General features: G+C 49.2%; 23 protein-coding genes and 2 tRNA genes. 2 read left to right on the forward strand and 23 right to left on the reverse strand.

Annotated elements, in window-relative coordinates; translation table 11 throughout:
• Positions 1-368: 368 nt before the first annotated feature.
• The 18 genes from lysS to spoIIE all read right to left on the reverse strand — a co-directional run bounded on the left by lysS (position 369) and on the right by spoIIE (position 19,405).
• Entirely contained in the window at positions 369-1,853 is a 1,485-nt protein-coding gene (gene lysS, locus AF331_RS21355) for a lysine--tRNA ligase (RefSeq protein WP_053429973.1), read from the reverse strand.
• Positions 1,854-2,060: 207 nt separating this feature from the next.
• Complete coding sequence (locus AF331_RS21360; protein ID WP_053429974.1) at positions 2,061-2,276, reverse strand: helix-turn-helix domain-containing protein; 216 nt, start codon at positions 2,274-2,276, stop codon at positions 2,061-2,063.
• Positions 2,228-2,752: a 2-amino-4-hydroxy-6-hydroxymethyldihydropteridine diphosphokinase gene (gene folK / locus AF331_RS21365; protein ID WP_053429975.1), complete on the reverse strand. Its 525-nt coding sequence runs from the start codon at positions 2,750-2,752 to the stop codon at positions 2,228-2,230. Before folK ends, AF331_RS21360 begins: the two co-directional genes overlap by 49 nt.
• A 1-nt stretch (position 2,753) precedes the next feature.
• On the reverse strand, positions 2,754-3,113 hold the full coding sequence (folB, locus tag AF331_RS21370; protein WP_053429976.1) for a dihydroneopterin aldolase: 360 nt from the start codon (positions 3,111-3,113) through the stop codon (positions 2,754-2,756).
• Complete coding sequence (folP, locus tag AF331_RS21375) at positions 3,106-3,939, reverse strand: dihydropteroate synthase (RefSeq protein WP_053429977.1); 834 nt, start codon at positions 3,937-3,939, stop codon at positions 3,106-3,108. Before folP ends, folB begins: the two co-directional genes overlap by 8 nt.
• 14 nt (positions 3,940-3,953) lie before the next feature.
• Positions 3,954-4,811: an aminodeoxychorismate lyase gene (gene pabC, locus AF331_RS21380; RefSeq protein ID WP_053429978.1), complete on the reverse strand. Its 858-nt coding sequence runs from the start codon at positions 4,809-4,811 to the stop codon at positions 3,954-3,956.
• Between the two features lies 1 nt (position 4,812).
• Positions 4,813-5,400, reverse strand: a complete 588-nt coding sequence (pabA, locus tag AF331_RS21385) for an aminodeoxychorismate/anthranilate synthase component II (protein ID WP_053429979.1) — start codon at positions 5,398-5,400, stop codon at positions 4,813-4,815.
• On the reverse strand, positions 5,397-6,797 hold the full coding sequence (gene pabB / locus AF331_RS21390; RefSeq protein ID WP_053429980.1) for an aminodeoxychorismate synthase, component I: 1,401 nt from the start codon (positions 6,795-6,797) through the stop codon (positions 5,397-5,399). Before pabB ends, pabA begins: the two co-directional genes overlap by 4 nt.
• Positions 6,798-6,933: 136 nt before the next feature.
• On the reverse strand, positions 6,934-7,863 hold the full coding sequence (gene cysK / locus AF331_RS21395) for a cysteine synthase A (RefSeq protein WP_053429981.1): 930 nt from the start codon (positions 7,861-7,863) through the stop codon (positions 6,934-6,936).
• Between the two features lie 211 nt (positions 7,864-8,074).
• Complete coding sequence (locus tag AF331_RS21400) at positions 8,075-8,959, reverse strand: peptidyl-prolyl cis-trans isomerase (RefSeq protein ID WP_053429982.1); 885 nt, start codon at positions 8,957-8,959, stop codon at positions 8,075-8,077.
• Between the two features lie 28 nt (positions 8,960-8,987).
• A complete protein-coding gene (gene hslO / locus AF331_RS21405; protein ID WP_053429983.1) occupies positions 8,988-9,866 on the reverse strand; it encodes an Hsp33 family molecular chaperone HslO in 879 nt (292 codons plus the stop codon).
• A gap of 15 nt (positions 9,867-9,881) precedes the next feature.
• Entirely contained in the window at positions 9,882-10,652 is a 771-nt protein-coding gene (locus AF331_RS21410; RefSeq protein WP_053429984.1) for a type III pantothenate kinase, read from the reverse strand.
• Positions 10,653-11,013: 361 nt separating this feature from the next.
• Positions 11,014-12,984: an ATP-dependent zinc metalloprotease FtsH gene (gene ftsH, locus AF331_RS21415; protein ID WP_053429985.1), complete on the reverse strand. Its 1,971-nt coding sequence runs from the start codon at positions 12,982-12,984 to the stop codon at positions 11,014-11,016.
• Between the two features lie 103 nt (positions 12,985-13,087).
• A complete protein-coding gene (gene hpt / locus AF331_RS22980) occupies positions 13,088-13,636 on the reverse strand; it encodes a hypoxanthine phosphoribosyltransferase (RefSeq protein ID WP_048007735.1) in 549 nt (182 codons plus the stop codon).
• A gap of 3 nt (positions 13,637-13,639) precedes the next feature.
• Positions 13,640-15,040 (reverse strand): tRNA lysidine(34) synthetase TilS, encoded by a 1,401-nt coding sequence (gene tilS, locus AF331_RS21425; RefSeq protein WP_053429986.1) that lies wholly within the window; start codon positions 15,038-15,040, stop codon positions 13,640-13,642.
• A gap of 67 nt (positions 15,041-15,107) precedes the next feature.
• Positions 15,108-16,094: a protein kinase domain-containing protein gene (locus AF331_RS21430; protein WP_053430014.1), complete on the reverse strand. Its 987-nt coding sequence runs from the start codon at positions 16,092-16,094 to the stop codon at positions 15,108-15,110.
• Positions 16,063-16,824: a VWA domain-containing protein gene (locus AF331_RS21435; protein WP_082347091.1), complete on the reverse strand. Its 762-nt coding sequence runs from the start codon at positions 16,822-16,824 to the stop codon at positions 16,063-16,065. The genes AF331_RS21430 and AF331_RS21435 overlap by 32 nt, the downstream gene beginning before the upstream one ends.
• An 88-nt stretch (positions 16,825-16,912) precedes the next feature.
• Entirely contained in the window at positions 16,913-19,405 is a 2,493-nt protein-coding gene (gene spoIIE / locus AF331_RS21440) for a stage II sporulation protein E (RefSeq protein ID WP_053429988.1), read from the reverse strand.
• A 274-nt stretch (positions 19,406-19,679) separates the two neighbouring features.
• On the opposite strand from spoIIE, the gene AF331_RS21445 reads away from it, so the two are divergent.
• Both AF331_RS21445 and AF331_RS21450 read left to right on the forward strand, forming a co-directional pair.
• A tRNA-Met gene (locus AF331_RS21445) sits at positions 19,680-19,756 on the forward strand.
• A gap of 11 nt (positions 19,757-19,767) precedes the next feature.
• A tRNA-Glu gene (locus AF331_RS21450) sits at positions 19,768-19,839 on the forward strand.
• Between the two features lie 132 nt (positions 19,840-19,971).
• Here AF331_RS21450 and AF331_RS21455 read toward each other — a convergent pair.
• The 5 genes from AF331_RS21455 to AF331_RS21475 all read right to left on the reverse strand — a co-directional run bounded on the left by AF331_RS21455 (position 19,972) and on the right by AF331_RS21475 (position 22,186).
• Positions 19,972-20,394, reverse strand: coding sequence for a S1 domain-containing RNA-binding protein (locus AF331_RS21455; RefSeq protein WP_053429989.1), 423 nt, complete (start codon positions 20,392-20,394; stop codon positions 19,972-19,974).
• 89 nt (positions 20,395-20,483) lie between these two features.
• Positions 20,484-20,861, reverse strand: a complete 378-nt coding sequence (locus AF331_RS21460; RefSeq protein ID WP_053429990.1) for an FtsB family cell division protein — start codon at positions 20,859-20,861, stop codon at positions 20,484-20,486.
• Between the two features lie 27 nt (positions 20,862-20,888).
• The gene (gene yabQ / locus AF331_RS21465) at positions 20,889-21,539 is read right to left on the reverse strand and encodes a spore cortex biosynthesis protein YabQ (RefSeq protein ID WP_053429991.1); all 651 of its coding nucleotides are present in this window, start codon (positions 21,537-21,539) and stop codon (positions 20,889-20,891) included.
• Positions 21,536-21,838, reverse strand: a complete 303-nt coding sequence (yabP, locus tag AF331_RS21470) for a sporulation protein YabP (RefSeq protein ID WP_048007754.1) — start codon at positions 21,836-21,838, stop codon at positions 21,536-21,538. Before yabP ends, yabQ begins: the two co-directional genes overlap by 4 nt.
• 78 nt (positions 21,839-21,916) lie before the next feature.
• Positions 21,917-22,186, reverse strand: coding sequence for an RNA-binding S4 domain-containing protein (locus tag AF331_RS21475; protein ID WP_048014352.1), 270 nt, complete (start codon positions 22,184-22,186; stop codon positions 21,917-21,919).
• Positions 22,187-22,223: the final 37 nt, after the last annotated feature.

A 22,223-nucleotide genomic window follows, 5' to 3' on the forward strand; every position in this document is an offset into this window, starting at 1 on the left:
TAAAAATAAATCTAGAATTAACGTTGACGTGTTTGTCTTGTTTTGTTCAGTTTTCAAGGTTCAAATGTTCGTTGCTTCGTTTGAAGCGACCCTTATAATTTTACAGGTTTTTCATCTCGATGTCAATAACTTTTTTCAAAAAGTTATTTTCAACTGGATGTTTCTTCGTTGCTCGTTTGCGGCAACAGATAATACTATACCACCATATCAAAGGGTGTGCAATAGTTTTTTTCGATTTTATATCAACTTTGTAAAAAAACATTTCGAATCTTACAATGCCCATTGCCCCTACCCAAAAACGATTGCTTCTATATATAAGATTTCAAGCATAAAAAAAGGCCGCGGATATCCGCAGCCTTTTTTATGGATCAGTCGCGATGACGCATTTGCGGGAAGAGCAGGACGTCGCGGATCGAAGGGGAGTTTGTCAAAAGCATGACAAGCCTGTCGATTCCAATACCAAGTCCTCCTGTAGGAGGCATACCGTACTCTAGTGCTTCAATGAAGTCATCATCCATCATATGGGCTTCATCGTTTCCTTCTTCCCGTTCTTTCAACTGAGCTTCAAAACGCTCGCGCTGGTCGATAGGGTCGTTGAGCTCGGTGAAGGCATTCGCATGTTCCCGTCCGACGATGAACAACTCGAAACGATCCGTGAACCTTGGGTCTTCGTCGTTCTTCTTCGCAAGTGGAGAAATGGCAACCGGATGACCATAGATGAAGGTAGGCTGAATAAGCTTCTCTTCTACAAGCTGTTCGAAGAACTCATTCACGACGTGGCCATACGTCATATTGTCTTTGATTTCAATGCCATGTTCTTTCGCAAGGGAACGAGCCTCTTCGTCGCTCATTTCCTTCCAGAAGTCTACACCGGAGTGTTCCTTGACTGCATCCACCATGTGAAGGCGCGTCCACTGCGGTTCGAGGTTCACTTCATAATCACCATAAGGGACGGTGGTAGAACCGAATACCTCTTTCGCGATATGGGCAACCAGGTTTTCAGTCAGCGCCATGATATCACGGTAATCCGCATAGGCTTCATACAATTCGATCATGGTGAACTCTGGATTATGACGGGTCGATACTCCCTCATTACGGAATACGCGTCCGATCTCATATACTTTTTCAAGACCACCGACGATGAGGCGTTTCAGATGAAGCTCGATGGCGATCCTCATGAATAATGGCATGTCCAAGGCATTGTGGTGCGTCTTGAACGGGCGGGCGGACGCTCCACCTGCAATGCTGTGCATCATTGGTGTTTCCACTTCAAGATAGCCGTTTGTATCAAGGTAGCGTCTCATGGACTGGATGATGCGGCTTCTTGCGATGAAGGTTTCTTTGCTTTCCTGGCTTGTGATGAGGTCAAGATAGCGTTGGCGGTAACGCTGTTCAACATCTTTAAGACCGTGGAACTTCTCAGGCAGCGGGCGAAGGGCTTTGGATAGATGGCGGAATTCCTTCGCTTTGACAGAAAGTTCCCCGACCTTCGTTTTGAAGACGGTACCGGTCACCCCGATGATGTCCCCTAGGTCTGCTGAATTGAAAAGTTCATATGCCTCTTCACCGATGGCGTCTTTACGGACATAGATCTGCACTTGGCCTTCGAGGTCCTGAAGATGTGCGAATCCTGCCTTACCTTTTCCGCGCTTCGTCATGATCCGTCCTGCTATGGTTACCGTGATGTCTTTCTCTTCAAGCTCTTCTTTTGAAAACTCGTCAAATTGAGATTTGATTTCGCGAGAGCTATGGGAACGGTCGAAACGTTTACCGAATGGATCCAATCCTTTTTCGCGGATGGCTTCCATTTTGTCGCGTCTGACCTGAAGCTGGTCATTTATTTCTTCGCTCATTTGTTTCACTCCTATTCTATCTACTTTCACTGACTGTCTAAATTATATACCCTACTATTTTACACAATATCTCGGTTTGTAACACCCCTAAAGTATCCGCTTCTAAAAACATCCAAAAAAGGCCGATCGGGCAGGCGGGTTCTTCCGCTCACCTTCTCAAGCCTTTCTCCTATGCTACTCCCAATCGTCCGTTGATATGGGCAGCATTCACTCTTCATCGTCCGAAGGAGAAAGCTCCTCCAACGGGATACTCAATGCCTCGGAGACACTTGTCAGAAAATCATCGCTCGGAACACGACTCCCCCGCTCGATCTCTCCCAGGACCGAGACAGACACTCCGAGTTCCTTTGCAAGACCGTCCTGTGTAAATCCTTTTAATTTCCTGAATGCACGAATGCGTCTTCCCCATTTATCTGTTTCCATAGCCGAACTCCTTCTTTGTCAGGTATTTCGTCCAGAAGATTCTCCAACGGGGCACCGAATGAGGGATGTTCCAGGCCGGGAGCGATCTCCAACAGCGGTATGAGGACAAAAGCTCTTTCTTGCATCCTCGGGTGGGGGATGAGAAGATCTGCGGTTTCGATCGTCTCTTGTTCATACAGCAGCACGTCAAGGTCGATGATCCTCGGACCCCACTTGAACTCCCTTTCCCGACCAAGATCAAATTCCACCTGTAAGCATTGATGCAACAGCGTTTCTGGACGCAAACTGGTTTGAACTGCAATGACCATGTTCAAAAACTCGCCTTGATCCGTATATCCGACGGGCTCTGTTTCATAAATGGAAGAGAGCCTTTTGACTTCTATCTTACCATGACTGCCGAGGATTTGAATGGCTTTTTCTAAATATGCCTCCCGGTCCCCGATATTGGATCCGAGAGAAATGTAAGCGTTATACATATTATCGTCCCCTGGTGATTTCGACGGAGACGGATTTATAATGACCGGGAATCGGGGGATCCGGCTTGATAACGGTGATCTTGCACTCGGCAACGCTCGGGAAAGACTCAAGGAGGTTGCCGGCGATCCTCTCTGCCACTGCTTCTACAAGATTCAGGGCCTCACCCTCCACAACCGATTTGGTGACTGTATAGATTTCAGCGTAGTTCACAGAGTCCTCCAGGTTATCGCTCTTACCGGATGTGCTGAGATCCAGATGAAGTTCGGCACTCACCCTGAAACGCTGGCCCAGCTTGTTCTCTTCTTCAAACACCCCGTGATATCCGTAGAATTCCATTTCATTCACATAGATTTTATCCATTCCACTTCCCCTTTCCGACTAATGCGTCCATCATTTTCGCCATCTTCGCCATTTCCTTCACATCATGGATCCGTAAGATGTGGCAGCCTTTCTGGATACCGTAGCATACCGTTGCACCCGTTCCTTCCATGCGTTGGTCTACAGGAAGATCGAGCACGTGCCCGATCAGCCGCTTCTTCGATGTACCGAGAAGGACAGGGTAACCCAGCGACACAAGAATATCAAGATTCCTCATCATCGTCATGTTGTCATCCATCGTTTTCGCAAAGCCTATACCGGGATCGAGGATGATTTGATCATCCTTCACCCCCGCCTGTTTCACGAGAAAAATGCTTTCCTGTATGTCCTGGATGCTGTCACGGATAAAGTCTTCATATTCTTCCGTCTCCCGGTTGTGCATCAGGATGATGGGTGCACCCGTATCGGAAGCGACCCTTGCCATATCCGGATCCTTCTTTGCGCCCCATACATCATTGATGATAGATGCTCCTGCTTCAATGGCCCTTCTGGCCGTCTCTGCCTTGAATGTATCAATCGAGATCGGCACGTCGACTCTGGCAGCAATCGCTTCAATGACAGGGACCACGCGGGCGATTTCTTCCTCGACCGGTACAGGTTCATAGCCCGGCCGGGTGGACTCGCCTCCGATATCGATGATATCCGCCCCCATGTCCACCATTTCCTTGGCACGCTCCACTGCCGCTTCTATATGATTGTATTTCCCTCCGTCCGAAAAGGAATCGGGGGTCACATTAAGGATCCCCATGATCAACGTCTTTGCGCTGAAATCGAGTTCGTACTTTCCACATTTGATTACTTGCTTCATTCCGCTGTTGCCTCCTAGCTCAATTCACTAATTCTTGTAAGGGTGGAGGTGCAGGCTGCATATTCCCGTTGCAGATGCACAGTCCACCTTCCCTCCGCCCCGGGATAAAGGGTCTCTCCCACTTGATGGACCGGTACCACTTCCTGAACGGAGTTGGTGAAGAAGATTTCATCAGCTTCAAGAAGATCTTCCTTTTTATAATACCCTTCTCTTACCCTTAGTCCTGCTCTTCCTGCCAAGGCCATAATGAAGCGGCGGGTGATCCCATTGAGCAACCCCGTCCCGACCGCCGGAGTATATAGGACATCGTCTTTCATCCAGAAGAGATTGGACGTCACTCCTTCGCAGATCCAGCCTTCCTCCGTTAAGAAGATGCCCTCTTTGCCCAGGGATGGGCCCACTTCCCTTTTACCTGCCAGGTTGTTGAGGTAGTGATGGGATTTAAGCCGCTCACCGGTTTCAGGTGTATTGCGAGCCAATGACAGGAAGACCCCTTCTTTGGAAGCCGGTCCTTTGTCAGGAAGGGGCTTCTGGAACAGAATGATCGTCGGATCCTCGTAAGGCGATGAAGGAAGACCGATTTCCCCCGGGCCACCGGAGATATTCAAGCGGCAATACGCGTCTTCCCATCCATTCCGCTCAAGTAGGTGCTTTACGATCCCGACGACCTTGCTTTCAGGGAGGGAGCAGTGGATCTTCATATCCTGGAGGGATCTTGAGAGCCTGTCCAGATGGTCCCCGATAAGGAAGGGATGTCCCTTGTAGGTGCGGAATGTTTCAAACAGGCCCATACCGTATAGGAACCCATGATCAAATGGTGATATGCGGGCTTCATCCCTGTGTAGGATCTGACCGTTCAAGTAGATATACATCCTATACCGTCACCCCTGTGCTTTTATAGGTTGCAAGGAAGTTTGCAAGGAGCTGCTTTCCGCCTTCGGTCATAATGGACTCGGGGTGGAACTGAACGCCTTCGATGGGAAGCTCTTTGTGACGGATCCCCATGATTTCCCCTTCTTCCGTTTCACCCGTGATCTGCAGACAGTCAGGAAGCGTCTCCCTCTTCACAATCAAGGAATGATACCTGGTGGCGGCAAACGGGGCGGGAAGATCCTTGAAGATCGTCTTTCCGTCATGGTGAACGAGAGAGACCTTGCCGTGCATAAGCCACTCGGCCCGGACCACCTCTCCCCCGAATACCTGCGCGATGGACTGGTGGCCGAGGCAGACGCCAAAGATGGGGATGCGTCCCTTGAAGGTCCGGATCGCCTCTAGACTGATCCCTGCATCATCAGGTGTGCACGGTCCTGGAGAAATCATCAGATAGTCCGGATTCAACTCCTCGATTTCTGCCAACGTTATGTCATCATTCCTACGCACGATGAGTTCTTCACCTAGCTCCCCGAGGAATTGAACCAGATTATACGTAAATGAATCATAGTTATCGATCATAAGGATCATGCCTTCACTCCCCTTCCTTCCGCGCGGCCCTTCGCCACCCACATGGCTTTTGCCTTCTTGAGGGATTCTTTGTACTCGTGGGCAGGATTGGAGTCGATGACGACACCTGCTCCAGCCTGGATGTGGCCGACCCCTTCCTTCACCAGCATCGTTCGGATGACAATATTCAGTTCCATGTCACCGTTCACGCCGATCCAACCGACGGATCCAGTATAGATCCCCCTTCTCACAGGCTCCAGCTCCTCGATAATCTCCATCGTCCTCACCTTCGGGGCCCCGGTGATGGTTCCACCAGGGAAGACCGAGCGGATCAAGTCCGCCCCTGTCTTGGTGTCGTGTATCCTACCCCTGACGTTGGACACGATGTGCATGACGTGGGAGTATTTTTCAATGACCATGAATTCGTTCACTTCCACGGTACCATACTCACAGACCCTTCCAAGGTCGTTCCGCTCAAGGTCGACGAGCATCACGTGCTCGGCGCGCTCCTTCTCATTGTGGAGGAGCTCAGAAGCTAGGCGCGCGTCTTCTTCATCGTCTGCCCCTCTTGAGCGCGTCCCGGCAATCGGCCGGGTGCTGACTTCAAGACCCTGCTTTTTGACGAGCAGCTCCGGAGAACCGGATACCACCTGCAGTGCCGGGGAATGCATGTAGCTCATATATGGAGAAGGATTCAAAAGACGGAGCTCTTTATAGACCAGGAACGGGTCGACTTTCAATTCCTGTGATTGTCGTACGGATAGGTTCACCTGGAATACGTCCCCTTGAGCGATATACGTCTGGATCTTCCTGACCGCATCTGAAAAAGCTTCTTCGTCCATGGATACCTGAATTTCTCCCGGCTCATACACATCTTCACCTGCAGCGGTCTCCCCTGCAGGCTCGCTCCATTCAGCCAGCCGTTCTTCCAGCCTGCCCCCGGCGCCCTCATCCCCCAGAGAAGAAAGCATCATGATCCACAGGCAGTCGGTTTCATGATCAAAGACCACCCACTCGTTGAAATAATAAAAATAGAGATCAGGCAGGGACTGATCATCATGGGCAACGTTCGGGATGCGTTCGATCTGCCTCGCATAGTCATAGGTGATGAACCCGATTACCCCTCCTTGAAAATCGGGGAGCTCTTCTTGTCTCGGGGCTTTCCTTTGGGCCAGCCACCCTTCCAGCTGTACGAGGGGATCCCCCTCAAGCACCTCGACTGACCCTTCATGTTCAACTTCAAGTCCGTGGGAGTGTCCTGTCAGAATAGCTTCGGGCCTAATGCCAGCGATGCTATACCTTCCTCCGCGCCCGCTCTCCAGGAGGACGTGATGTGATTCACGACGGCTGATCCGTTCATATGATGCGAAAAATTGTTCTTTGGATGATGGATGCTTCAGAAAGTATACGTGCTGCATTGGCCACACTCCCTCATGTTTTTCTTCTTTCATGATACATGAAGAAGCACAAGGTTTCATCGATTAAAGTATGAAAAATACAGGCAAATAAAACGGCCGTGAAGCAAAGACTGCTCCACGGCCGCATGTTGTTATATCACTCTTCGTCGAATTGATAGAGAGGCGTGCTCAAATAGCGCTCTCCGTTACTTGGGATGATGGCAAGGACTTTCTTGCCTTTCCCAAGCTTCTTCGCCACTTCATTCGCCGCGTAGATTGCCGCACCGGATGAGATTCCACCAAGGATCCCTTCTTCGCTTGCAGCTCTCCTTGCATAGTCGAATGCTTCTTCCTTCCCGACCTGGATGACCTCATCATAAAGGGAGGTATTCAGGATCTCCGGAACGAAACCGGCACCAATCCCCTGGATTTTATGAGGACCCGGCTTTCCACCTGACAGCACAGGGGAATCCGATGGCTCCACAGCGTACAGTTTGATATCAGGATATTTCTCTTTCAGGACTTCACCGACACCGGTGATGGTACCACCTGTACCGATCCCTGCGATGAAGGCGTCGAGCTGATCACCCATCTGCTCCACGATCTCTGGCCCCGTCGTTTCACGGTGCACCTTTGGATTGGCCGTATTCTTAAACTGCTGAGGCATGAAGTAACCCTTCTCCTTGGAAAGCTCTTCGGCTTTGCGGATGGCTCCCCCCATTCCTTCTGCCCCAGGCGTCAAGACAAGCTCGGCACCATAGGCACGCAGGAGGTTGCGACGCTCCATACTCATCGTATCAGGCATAACAAGAAGGGCACGGTACCCTTTCGCCGCAGCCACCATGGCAAGGCCGATTCCCGTGTTTCCACTCGTCGGTTCCACGATTGTATCCCCGGCCTTCAATGATCCTGCCTCTTCACCGGCTTCGATCATCGCAAGGGCAATCCGGTCTTTTACCGAGCTTCCCGGATTCATATATTCAAGCTTCAAATAAACATCGGCACTTCCATCTTCCACAATTCGATTCAGTTTCACAATCGGCGTCTGCCCGATCAATTCCGAAATTGAATTAGCTACTCTGACCATGATTCCTCACTCCTAATTCCAAGCATTTTTGTTGGTTTTAATTAAAATGTAACAATTTTCAATTTATTTGTCAACACATATGCCTTCAGTCCCTACACAAACTTAACATATGCCATTCGGATCATTACTATGATTTGCACCAGGCAAAAGCATTTTCCCCGAGGTATTAAAATAGAGCCACCGATACACAATCGGTGACCCAGCAACATGGTTATTTTGTTTGGTCTTTCCCATAATACCAATCCACATCGAGCTCATCCCAAAAGGATTCTGCACGCATGGGAGATTCAACCTGCTCAAGAGCAATCTTCCGCCTGATTTGCTCTTTCACCTGTTTGAAGGAATAGTGATTCTTCTTGATCGTATCCTCCACAAAGTAAATGAGGTATCCGTCATCAGACGGAACAGGTTTGCTCCACTCTCCCTTGGACAGCGTGTCGACCTCTGCTTTTGCTTCCTGGGTCAGGATGTTTCCATCGTCAGGGATGTAGCCGAGATCTCCACCAAGGGGAGCAGTCTTTTGATCAGTGGATTTTTCCATGGCCAGCGCTTCGAAGCTTGACCCATCTTTCAGTTCCTTGAGTATCTGGTCGGCTTCAGACTGATCCGGCACTTGGATCTGCTTCAACTTCACCATTTTCGGAATGGTGTATAAGCGTTCATTCTGTTCATAATACTTCTTCAGTTCCTTATCGGAAATCTCCACGTCTTTTGTGAGGAGCTTTTCCAAGAGGAGATCCGCTTTGATCTGGGACTTGATGTCTTTCTCGTCCTGGAGATTGCCTTCATCGAAAACATTATAAGCGGACTGGATCATGGCGAATTCCCGATCGATCTCCTTTTGAGAGACGGAAATATCATATTTCAGGGCCAGGCGATCCATCACCTTCCGGTTGATGAGCGCCTTCAGCTCCTCTTTTCCATACTTGTCTTCAAGAGAATGGAGCCACTCCTCCCGGGTGATATCCTTCCCGTCGATGCTTGCCACGCTCTCTGTATTCTTTCCTTCCCCTTTTCCTGAGAAGATGAGCGTCAGGATATTTGTAGTCAATAAAAGTCCGATCACCGTCAATAGGACGGAACGTTTAATTCTCATCATCCATTCTCCCCGGCCTGAGATCGTATTATTTTGCTTGCAGCTGAAGCTCTTTCAGTTCTTTTTCAGAGAAGATATACGTTTCGTTACAGAAGTGACATTTGGCTTCGGCCATGCCGTCTTCTTGGATCATATCTTTGATTTCCTCTTCACCGAGGCTGATGATCGCATCACCGAACCGCTCCTTTGAACATTGACACTTGAAGTTGACAGGCATGGTTTCAAGGACCTTCACATTGTCTTCGCCAAGGACCTCGTCCAAAATCTGTTCAGGCGAAAGGCCGCGTTGGATGAGCTTTGAAATCGGCTCGATCTTCCCTAGGCGTTCCTCGATCTTCGTGATCGTCTCATCTTCTGCTCCAGGAAGAAGCTGAAGGATGAAGCCTCCTGATGCCAGGATCGTATTGTCAGGGTTCACAAGTACGCCGACTCCGACAGAAGAAGGCACCTGTTCACTGGTCACAAAATAGTAGGTGAAGTCTTCACCAAGTTCGCCTGATACGATCGGCACCTGTCCGGAGAAGTTATCCCTCATGCCGATATCTTTTACAACAGAAAGGGTACCTTCTGTCCCAACAGCACGACGCACATCCAATTTACCATGTTCATTCAGGTCGAAGTGGACGTGGGGGTTGGTGACATAACCCCTTACTTCACCCTTCGCATTGCTATCGACGATGATGGCACCGATCGGTCCGCCACCTTCCACTTTTATCGTAAGTTTGTTCTCTCCTTTGAGCATGGCCCCCATCATGAGACCTGCACTCATAGAACGCCCAAGGGCTGCAGAAGCAGTCGGCCATGTATTGTGGCGTCGCTGTGCTTCTCCTACGGTTTCTGTACTTTTGACGGCATATGCCCTTACTTGACCATCATAGGCCAACGCTTTTACTAAATAGTCGCTCATATAAAAGCTCCTTCCTTATCCGTTAATGTTGCGTTTATAAATCAGCTTCAAGCCTTTCAGCGTCAGGAATGGATCGACCACATCGATGACTGTCGATTCTTTCGAAATCAACGTCGCCAATCCGCCGGTGGCGATGACGGTCGGCTCCTGAGTACTTTGTTCTTTCATACGGCGTACGATGCCTTCCACTTGTCCCACATATCCGTATAAAATTCCGGCCTGCATGGCAGTGACAGTATTCTTTCCAATAATATTCTCCGGACGCGCAATTTCAATCCGCGGCAATTTCGCAGCCTTTGAATAGAGTGCTTCCGTCGAGATCCCGATCCCAGGGGCAATGGCACCGCCCATATACTGCTTGTCTTCATTCACATAGCAGTAAGTGGTAGCTGTACCAAAGTCCACGATGATCAGTGGCCCTCCGTATTCATAAATACCTGCTACGGCATTGACGATACGGTCGGCTCCGACTTCCTTGGGATTATCATATTTGATATTCAAGCCCGTCTTGATTCCAGGTCCTACGACAAGGGGCGTGATATGGAAGTACTTCACGCACATCCTTTCAAGACTGAACATGATGGGAGGAACAACGGAGGATATAATAATACCATCAATATCATCAAAGGATAGCTTCGCATGCTCAAACAAATTCTTTACAAGCATGCCAAATTCATCCTCGGTCTTATGGCGATTCGTCTCGGCTCTCCAGTGATACTTCAATTCGTCATTTTCATATACACCGAACACAATGTTCGTATTTCCAACATCCATTACAAAAATCACAATTTTCACCTACTCGGTCATTGTTTTCACACTGCCAACATCATACCATAATCCGTTTGGGTAGGCGACTGGGTTGAACTGAATGGGAGATAACCGACAAGCGCTGTACACGTCTTGATGGGTTGAATGGACCGGATGTTTCACAAGGGGCCGGCTTGGATTTGTAAAGCAACGGTATCGTACCCAACGTGAGCAGGCGTGACCAACCGCTTTACTGACAGTGGGAACGCATTGGAGGTTCTGAAAGGAATCGCTCTTTCTGCCTATCCCCACTTCAAAGGTGCCCCATGAAAAACTACAAAAAAATCCGAACGGCCACGAGTGCCATTCGGATTTTCATTTGGTCGGAAGTCCAACCATATTATACGCGGTCTGTATCGTCTCTGTTTGAGGAGTCTCCACTTACCGGTTCATCATTCTTTTTCTGGATGTTCACTTTCACGTCACTTGTTTCGACGTCGGATTCATATACACGCTCTGGAAGTTTACCGTGATCCATTAGGTTCTTAATCTGAGCGGCATCAAGAGTCTCGACTTCAAGCAATGTCTTAGCGATGAGTTCCAGTTTGTCGCGATTCTCAGTAAGGATCGTTTTTGCACGCGCATAGCTTTCATTGATGAAGCGCTGCATTTCAAGATCGATATCATGAGCAATGGCGTCTGAATAATTTTGCTCGCTGTTGATGTCGCGTCCAAGGAACACCTGACCGCCTTGTTGCTGACCGAATTGAAGTGGTCCGAGTTTTTCACTCATTCCATATTCCGTCACCATCTTGCGGGCAATGCCTGTGGCGCGCTGGAAGTCATTATGGGCACCGGTCGAAACTTCTCCGAAGATGACTTCTTCCGCTACTCGCCCACCAAGGAGTCCTGTGATTTTATCAAGGAGTTCCGGCTTCGTCATGAAGTAACGATCTTCCTTAGGAAGCATGACTGCGTATCCACCGGCCTGGCCACGAGGTACGATGGTCACTTTATGAACCATATCGGCTTCATCAAGGACACAGCCGATGACGGTATGACCTGCTTCGTGGTAGGCAACGATCTTGCGTTCCTTCTCTGAAATGACACGGCTCTTCTTGGCAGGTCCGGCAATGACACGGTCCGTTGCTTCGTCGATGTCGCGCATGTCGATTTTCTTCTTGTCTTCACGGGCGGCCACAAGGGCAGCTTCGTTCAGAAGGTTCTCAAGATCGGCACCAGAGAAACCAGGTGTCCTTTGGGCAATGGCCTTCATATCAACTGAATCATCGAGTGGCTTATTCTTCGCATGCACGTTCAGTACCGCTTCACGACCGTTCACATCCGGGCGATCGACTGTGATCTGACGGTCGAAACGTCCTGGACGAAGCAGTGCAGGGTCAAGGATATCAGGTCGGTTTGTTGCAGCCACGATGATGATTCCTTCGTTGGCACCGAATCCATCCATTTCAACAAGGAGCTGGTTCAACGTCTGCTCACGTTCATCGTGACCTCCGCCGAGTCCTGCGCCACGTTGACGACCGACTGCATCGATCTCATCGATGAAGATGATACATGGAGCATTTTTCTTCGCATTTTCGAACAGGTCACGTACACGGGATGCACCGACCCCTACGAACATTTCCACGAAGTCCGAACCACTGATGGAGAAGAACGGAACGCCTGCTTCACCGGCAACCGCACGGGCAAGCAAGGTTTTACCGGTACCAGGAGGTCCTACAAGAAGGACACCCTTCGGAATGCGTGCACCGATTTCAGAGAACTTACGTGGATCCTTGAGGAATTCAACGACTTCCACAAGTTCCTGTTTCTCTTCGTCTGCTCCGGCAACATCCTTGAAGCGGACTTTTTTCTTCTCTTCGCTGTAAAGCTTGGCTTTGCTCTTACCGAAGTTCATGACACGGCTTCCACCGCCCTGAGCCTGATTGAGCAAGAAGAAGAAGAGAATGAAGATGATGACGAATGGGATGATCGTCGTAAAGACGGAAATCCATCCGTTGGTTTCTTTCGCTTCCAGGATTTCGACGTCTACCTTCTTAAGGGCATTATCACCAGTTGTGCCACTGGCGGCGTCGTTGATCCGATCCATGAGCTTTCCATCGGTAGACAGGATGTGAGTCACGAAGTACTCGTCTTTCTTAGCATCCCTCATCTGCCCCTTCAGTTCATAGACGCCCCTTGAAGGCTGGACGGAGAATGATTTGACTTGATTGTCTTCCAACTTATTAATAAACGTACTGTAATCGATCGTTTTGGTTGGTTCGTTGTTGTTGTTGAAAAAACTCACCACACCTATGATCAGTAAAAATACAAGTAAATAGAATATGGTGTTAGAAAAGATCCGTTTCATCCCTTACCTCCTCCCACGGTAAACAAACTACGTAAAATAGTATCATAGTAAATCATGGCATTACAACAAATTGCACTTGCGAAGACTCTTCTTAAGATGGACGTTATTCCCCTGTTGTATACACCGCTGGTTTCAGTACTCCGATGTAAGGGAGGTTACGGTATCTTTCCGCATAATCAAGGCCATAGCCGACAACGAATTCATCCGGTACGATGAAGCCTACATAGTCTGCCTTGATATCTGCTTTGCGTCCCGTCGGCTTATCAAGCAGAGTGACGATGCTGATTGATTTTGCCTTACGGTAGCGGAACAGTTCGACAAGATAGCTCAGCGTCAAGCCGCTGTCGATGATATCTTCGATAATCAGGATGTCGCGCCCTTCCACTTTCGTATCGAGGTCTTTGACGATCTTTACCTCTCCTGAAGAGACAGTGGAGCTGCCATAGCTGGACACATCCATGAAGTCCATTTCCATATGGGCATCGATGCGCTTGCACAGATCCGCCATGAATGGCATCGCGCCTTTCAGTACACCGATTGCCAGCGGAAACTTATCTTGATAGGCATCCGTCAGTTCAGCACCCAGCGCTTTGATTTTTTCTTGAAGTTCTTCTTCTGAAATAAGTACCTTTTCAATATCCTGATTTAACAATGTTCAACTGCCTCCTAGAAGATGATTGCTCTTGACTTGTAACACTAAACTATCCTCGCGTCCCTCTCCCGTATCGTAAACGGACTTCCTTAATCCGGGAACCCAAAGGATCCTGCCTTCAGAATCGGTGACGACCGGCCACCGGTCCCGAAGATGCAAAGGGATTTTTTCATCGATGAAAAGGGTCTTGAGCTTCTTCGAGCCCTCCATCCCTTTCACCTTCATGCGATCCCCGGCTTCCCTCGTGCGTACAATCAACGGAAGGGTGACTCCATCCCTGTTCAGATGGATCGTTTCACCCCCGTCATCCTGTACATACCCCCTTGAGGGCATAAGCGAGATCCGGATGCCGGTCGGAAGGATGATCGATGAATGGATTCCCAGTTCAAAATAGTATGGACCTCCGGAAAGGTTCCCGAAGTGAAAATAACATGTCTGATAAGCCTTTGTAACCTTAAGCCCCGAGGGTAAATCCAATTGGGCATTGGGATTCTCCCCCTTTAACAGACGTAATACATCGTAAATATGTATAGACGATAAAGAAGCGGGTTTAAGTTTATAAAGATAGTTTAATATTAGATTAATCGCTCTTCTTTGTAAAGGCTGAGCCATCTGGAGAAAGCGTTTGATATCAAGAGTGGAAAAATCCTCCTCCACCTTCCATACCTTATTCAACTTTACCCTTGTCAATTCCTCCAAAAACTCTTCATCTTCCAATGATTCTTCACTGAATTGTTGGAAATTCCGATGGACGTGCGGATTCTCTTCCTTTAAAAAGGGCAGCACCCTGGAACGGAATCGGTTCCTCGTATATGTATCCTTGCTGTTGCTTGGGTCGATCCTCGGGAAAAGACGCTCCCGCTTGCAGTAATCCAGGATCTCTGCCTTGGTCACAGGAAGGAACGGCCGGATGATCTCCCCTGCTGAGAAAGGACGTTTGAACGGAATGCCGGCACGTCCTTTGGCCCCCGCTCCACGCGTCCACTTCATCAGGATGGTCTCGACCTGGTCGTCCCCGTGATGCCCGAGCGCGAGTTTATTGCCTCCGTATCTATCCATAACCTGTCGGAGATACCCATAGCGGGCCTTTCTCGCCATCTCCTGAAGGCTGCCTTTTTCCGTCTCCATCAGTTCCGGGATATTGATGCGCTCACCAAAAAAGGGGATGTCCCGCTCCTTGCAGAACCCTTCGACGAACAAAAGATCTTCATACGATTCCCGGCCCCTGAACATATGATCGACATGGGCACAAGCCACCTCCACGTCGAGTTCGTCACGGAGAGCATGAAGGAAATGGATAAGGGCCAGGGAATCGGGACCTCCGGAAACGGCAACGACGAGCCGGTCTCCTTTTTCGAGCAATCGATGCCTTTGAATAAATTCCCGGGATGTCTGTTCTAGCATAGCAATCCTCTTTCCAACCGTTTTCCTTATATTGTATCAGTATCCCCGTGGAAACTCACGGGAGACGCTACAACAGTTCCCCGTAGATGTAGAGGAAGTAGATCATCCCCACAATGAGGATGATGAGGACGGTCTCCAAGGACCTGCTTGCCTTTGATTGTTTAGCAGGCTTCTTCGGCGCTGCCTGGGGTATCTTCCTGGTAGATGCAGGCTTGTGCGAATGCTTCTTTGCCGGTCCGTGATTCGCTGAGCGGGATATGCCTCTTAGAAGGTCTTCTCTCATCTCCTGTGCGGAAGAAAAGGTCCCCTCCAGCGCCCCGAAGATCGTCCCCCGGTATTTCCTCAAGCTATCTGTTCCCTCCACCGCCATCTTCAGCTGCTGAAGCTGTCCGTTCTCGCGTTTGGAGAATCGGTTTGGATAAGCAAGATTGATCAGGATCATCCCGACGGCGAACAGATCATAGCTTGGTTCCGCCCGGCGGGACCCCCCGATCCAGTAACCCCGATCGAAGAACTCCGTGAATTCCTTGATGGCACGTCCCTGGATGGTCGTGCCCCCCACATCGATGCACCTGATCCGGTGGGGTGCACCTGTGACGATCAGGTTCTCGGGTTTCAGATCTCCGAACACCCACCCCGCTTGGTGGATCCGCTCCAGGTCGGCAAGGAGCTGGGCGACGAGGACACCCGTCCAGGAGAACCCCTTCCCCTGTACGAAGGAGAGAAGCGTAGGTCCCTGGATGTACTCCATTGTATAAAAAGGGATCTTCTTCCCCCTGTATTCCCAGTCATCCACATCCATGAGCCCGGGGCCAAGCGGGGTCCCCTGGAGTTTCGAGAACGCTTTGAGTACGTTCACCTCGGATGTGATGGTGACATTATTATCGCTCATCTTGAGGGCCTGGTAGCCCTGCCCGTCCCTTACCAGGTACACGATGCCATTGGCCCCGTATCCCAGCTCTTTCATGATGGTATAAGAAGCCCCATGCCATTTCCCCGTTATGGTCGTACCGGGCGGAAGATTAAATGGTTTCTTCGAAGTATTGTTCATCATCGCCACGAGAGAGCAGTCCCCTTAGTGAACGTTTTTTCTTGAAGTGGGTGATGGCCTCTGAAATCGCCGGTCCCGTCGGTGTGATGCCTCCCGGGGAAAGCTTCGAGAATATACTTGATAAGGTTTCCAGACGCGGGGTCCAGTCCAGCAATTTTTCGACATCCTGTCGTTTCCCGGGAAATACGAAAACGGAAAATTTGTTATCTCCCATTCTGGCATTCAAGCTGAGGGATAGGTCCAAGAGCGCTTCCTTCACAGTGGGAAGCTTGTGCTTCATGCTTGCAGACGTATCGACAAGGATCAACACTTCCATGTCCACCGATTCACCCAGTTCATCCACTACTTCCATCACTTCTCCGCGCTGTTCCGGTGGCAGTTCCTCCATGGAGGCCGATTTCCCGAGGATCGACTTCAGCTCCTTATTGATGACACCCTGAAGCGTCTGGGTCATCGCCTTCCGCGTGACCATCTGGACGGTTTGGGAAAGCTGCTGGGCATAGACGACCTGACTGACCCCTCCTCCTGATAGAGCGATTCCTTCAATCTCCACCATTCCATTTTGGTCGATGACGTCATTGTCCATGACGCCGATGACGTTGACGGAAATCCCCTGTTCCTTTGCTAATGCGGCCATGGCAATGGGGTCTTCCCCCTGATTGGAGCAACCATCCGTGATCAATAGAATCTGACGAAGTGTACCTGTCTTCATAAGAGTCTCCTCCTCCTTCATAGTTGCTATCAGCATCGCCGAATGAGGAGGGATTTATACTCTAGTGAACTACTTTCTTCTCTTTTTATGGCGGTTCCGTGAACCTTTCTCAGGAGATCTGCTTCTTCTGCCTGCTCTTCTGGATCGGGATCGATGACCATTTCGGAATATTATGTTTGATCGTGGAGACCACGATCGTCATGTCGTCATCGATCATCCCCGAGCTCGACCGGATGACTTCTTCCATGAGGAGATCGGCCACTTCCTGAGGATCATCCGTCTGGAGCTCTTTGATCTTCCGTTTCATCCATACGTCATAGTTCTCCACGTGCTTCGGTCCTTCGAATGCCCCGTCGCTCATCATGATCAAAAGGTCTCCCGCCTTCAACTGCTCGGAGACGACATCCACATCGAAGTCCTGTTGCAGCATCCCCATGGGAAGATTGCTCGCTTCGATCTTCATGATCTGGTCATTCCTTTTGATGAAGCTTGGTGTCGAACCGATCTTAAGGAAACGGGACGAAGCGTTCTGAAGGTCGATCATGGCCAGGTCGAGAGTGGAGAAGATCTCGTCATTGGTCCGCAGTGACAGAATCGAGTTGATCGACTTGATGGCCACCTGCTCTTCAATCCCCGACTCGAGGATCTTCTTGAGCAGTCTCAGGGTCTCATTGCTTTCATAATGGGCGCGCTCCCCATTACCCATCCCATCGCTTATGGCCACGGCATATTTCCCCCTGCCGAGCTCGATCATGGAATAGCTGTCTCCCGAGACCAGACCTCCCCCTTTGGCTGCATGGGACACACCTGTGTCCACTACGAATTTCTTCGCTGATTGGAAGGTGACATGGCACTGTCCATTAGGGAATTGGGAGCAGTCCTCTTTTTGGACGACGATGTTTTCACCAAGGATATCCGACAGCATGGGTGCAATCAATTTTTCCCCTTCACCGTGCCCCCCAGAGTACGGGATCACCATATCGATATCGACGTTGCCCTGTTCAAGGTTATAGATTTCAATATGATCGATTTCAATGCCGAACTCGCCGATGCTCGCGAGGATCTGCTCTTCCTGCAGATAATGGTTCTCCCTCTCCCGCTGGATTTCTTTCGCAAAGTTGCCCATGACTTCCGAGACGCCGAGAAGCTGATCGGCCACGAGCTTCCTGCTTTCCTGCACCTGCTTCTTCAGCTTCAGATTGGCCTGATAGAACGTCAGCTCCTGATAAATGGTTTCCTTCAGCTTTTTCTCCCTTGTACAGTGCTTCTCCACCTCTCGTGATAATCGTGAAGACAGGGGTACCCTGCCCTGGTCGTATTCAGTCATGACCTCTTTCATCATATTGTAGGTTTTATCAAAATTCCTCGCCCAGCACTGATCCTTCTTGAAGCAGGTCTGGCACGTCTTCTCCGTGACATTGCTGAGGAAATAGTCAAACTCTTTATCCTCGACTTCTTCCATTTTCATCTTCTCTTCCACCTGCTGAAAGCTGTTCGATAGCGCCTGGAAGACAGAAGAGAACTGCGTGACGCGGCTTGCCGTCACGTCCCGCACTTTGCGCATATAGCCCTGCTGCTCCTGATGGTACTCGGTGGTACCCGGTATGTGCTTGGCGATTCGCTTGACCAGGCTCTGGGGCGTAAGGAATAAAAGCACGATCGCCACCCCTGACTCATAAAGGGTGGTCGTCAGTACCATACTGTTATCCCCGTACATCCCCATAAGCAGGGTGGCAATGAGCAACCCGATGGCCGCGCCGAATTTCTTCCCTTCCTTCATCAAGCCCCCGAGAAGGCCCGCAAATGCAAGGAGGCTCATTTGTTGAAAGCTTGCCACGCTGGCCAGGCTGAATACAAGCCCTGTGACGACGCCAACCGTAGAGCCGACTGTCGCTCCTGCAACAAAGGAGAATAGAAGGACAAGATACCGCGAAAGGATATGCTCGACAGAAAGCCCCTGGAAGGCCCATCCGATCGTTCCGGTCATGATGGACGCAAGAAGGATGATCAGGCTGACGACTTCCTCCGTCTTCAGGGACCTCCTTCTCCTTTGAACGGTGACGAACGGGACGCTTTGGATGAAGATATAGGTAAGGAGGAAAGCAAGGAACGCTTCGATGAGGGCCATGACCCCGTTATAGAGGGTGAGCACCTGCCCCTGCTGGACGTAATCAAAGCCGAGCTTGACGAAAGCGACGGAAAAGAGAACGTAAAAGGATACGATCTTCATATCATTCTGGTGGAATTTTTGCGTCAGCCGGAACGCAAGGAGGAATATTATCGCCGTTGCGAACGTATAACTGATACTGGAGAAGGATAAGGTGACAGCTCCGGCCAGCAGCCCCATGAGCGCGATGGGTGATTTTTCCCTTCGGACAAGATAGACAGCTGCAAAGAATGGCAGGGCAAATGGTGTAAGATGAGAGAGGATCAAGGCTCTCCCAAGTAAAAAGCCAATCACAAACAGAGCCAGTCCCTTTTCAATGAAGAGCCACTCCAGCTTCGAATAAATCGATTTGATCCCTTTGGACATCTCGACCCTCGTTTGTTCGATGTCTACGTTCTGAACAGGTTCGATGATTGTTTGATCAGCTTTCCCCATGTAACAAACACTCCCCATAACTTTTTTTACTAGTATAAATGGGACATGCTCAGAACTTTGTCAGAATGAGGGAATGTATACCCAAAAAGTTTCGACGTGTTTCCGGACGAAGTGGTAAAATATTCAGAAAACATATCGATGATTGTTCCCTTTTCTTCCTCCAATCCAACTCCCATCAGGCTCAACCGCGTTTTGACAAATTATTTATGAAATAGTATTGACTTTGCATTTCTTTGTGGGTATTATTGATTTTGTGCTTTAAAGGCCACTATATGGCGGTGTAGCTCAGCTGGCTAGAGCGTACGGTTCATACCCGTGAGGTCGGGGGTTCGATCCCCTCCGCCGCTACCATNTATCTTTGAGGCCCGTTGGTCAAGCGGTTAAGACACCGCCCTTTCACGGCGGTAACACGGGTTCGAATCCCGTACGGGTCATCATACAGAAGGACCACTTCAATCGAAGTGGTCCTTTTTTGTATGCACCTGGATGAAAAACAATAAAAAAACAGATACATTCATTGAATGCATCTGCATGAGGACCTGCTATATGGATTAATAGACAGCAAGTTATCCTTTTTTCGCTCCCCTTCCACCACGGCGAGACTCTGTATTTTTTTTCAATGAAGATAAGCGGTCTTCGCTGTCTTTCAAGAAGCGCGCCATCTTTTGTTCGAAGTTTTCCTTCGTACGGGTGTCAGCCGGTTTGTTGTTGCGTGGGCGTTGAGGACGTTGCGGGCGCTGTGGGCGTTGTGGTTGGTCTTTAGCTTTACGGATAGACAAGCCGATCTTTCCATCTTTCTCAACGTTGATAACCTTAACTGTCACTTCGTCTCCAACTTTAAGGTGCTCGTTGATGTCTTTGACATAATTGTCGGCTACTTCACTGATGTGAACCAGACCTGTCGTACCTTCTGCTAATTCCACGAACGCTCCGAAATTTGTAATTCCTGTTACCTTACCCTGTAACTTGCTGCCTACTTCAATTGACATAAAAGAAATGCTCCTCCTTAGAATGTTAGATAAACCTACTCTATATTATAGCCAATTAAAAAAAAGAGTGTCAATAAGACACCTCTCCTTTAGTTCTCTTTATCCTTTCCAGATTCAGGAATATTAAAGATAATCTCTCCATTATCCGATAGGAAATAATCACGCCTGGCCAGTTTGGCGATATAATCATCATCATTCAACTTCACGATTTCTTCTTCCAATGCCGTTTGTTTTTCCTTCAGTGCGTCGAGGTTTTTCTCCAGCTGCACCTTTTCTGCTTTCTTGTCTTCAAGCACCTGAGCCCTGGAAATGAGCGTCGAGACCATAAATCCTGTGATGGCGATTGCTAAGACGAAGAACACGGAAAGACGGCGGACTAAACGTTTTTTTCTTTTAGAGGATGCTTTATGTTTGTTTTCCTGCTGGCGGACATATTCATTCTCCATCGGAGTGACGTTTCTTCCCATTTCCAAACCTCCCTTTCCCCGATGCGGTCATTTTTTATTTTTTTTAATGGTCCATTTCCGGATCCATGTATATACTTTTTTGCCATTAGACTTCATAATTCCTGCCATTTTATTATATAACTTATCGACTCTTTTTGTAAGATGGTTCGGCAATAGTTTCCAAATTGTTCGAAATATCCACCAGATCGGAGCCAATGCGACCTTCAGTACCCCGTATACGATCCGCCATGCTGTCCTGAATACGAATCGGATGACGGCATATACCGTTTTCAATATCCAGAGGACCACTGCCAGGATCATGAAAATGATCCATTTCACCGGTGAATAGATGAGCTTTTGCCCCATCTTCACCAAGAAGCGGTAAAAGGAGATCGTGAAGAGGATGAGCTTCTCCAGCAGATTTGTATACAACGTCTTGAAAAGCGCCTGATACGCTGCGAATCCGCAGAGCAGGGCCACGAATATGTACACCCTGATCTCACCGAAGTTTACGACGAATAAAATGTAGAACATGGCGAGGGCCTGCAGGACCCAGAACAGGACATCATTGATAAAGACGAACCAGCGCTTCCGCTGGCTCCTGTTGAGAAATCGATTGTACGTGTCCAGGGACGCCCCGAATAATGCCCCCATGCCGATCATGGAGAGCATCGTATAGAATTGGGTGGTGAGTGTCATCGAAACAGCTTGCTAAAGAAACCTTTAGCTTTCTCCCCGCTTTGTTCATCAAGATAGACGAGGTCGAACACCTTCCCTTTGATCGAGACGATCCCCTTATCCACATCGAGGTTCTTCATCTGAAGGTTCTGTCCACGGACGGATAAAAAACCCATGACCGTCTCCAGAAGGAACTCTTCATTATCGAAGCTCTCCACCTGCTTGACTCCCGTGATATCGAGGAGTTTGCGTCCCCTCATCATGACATCGTGTTCCTGAAAGACTGCCTTTTCTTTATTGCCATCATGATATTGATTCATCTTCATCCCTCACATCCCATAGTACAAGCTTTGTACCATGTTATGGTGTGGATGATGGAATTAGAACCAAAACAGGGGTCACTCTTCCTCCTGGTTGACCCTTTCTTCGGACAGGACCGTATACAGGCCGCTTGCTTCTTCTTTCTTCGTCGTCTCCAAAAGCCTTTCAATCTTTACCCTCATGACCTTTTGCCCAAACCTCACACTGAGCTCATCTCCGACTTTTACATTGGAGCTCGCTTTGGCCTGGGTCCCATTGATGGAGATCCTCCCCTGGTCGGCCACTTCCTTGGCAAGGGTCCTCCGTTTGATCAAACGTGATACCTTCAAAAACTTATCCAGCCTCATGGTGGTTGCCATTTTCATTCTCTCCTTTGACGGCTTT

The sequence above is a fragment of the Rossellomorea marisflavi genome (genome assembly GCF_001274775.1).
Classification (GTDB): domain Bacteria; phylum Bacillota; class Bacilli; order Bacillales; family Bacillaceae_B; genus Rossellomorea; species Rossellomorea marisflavi.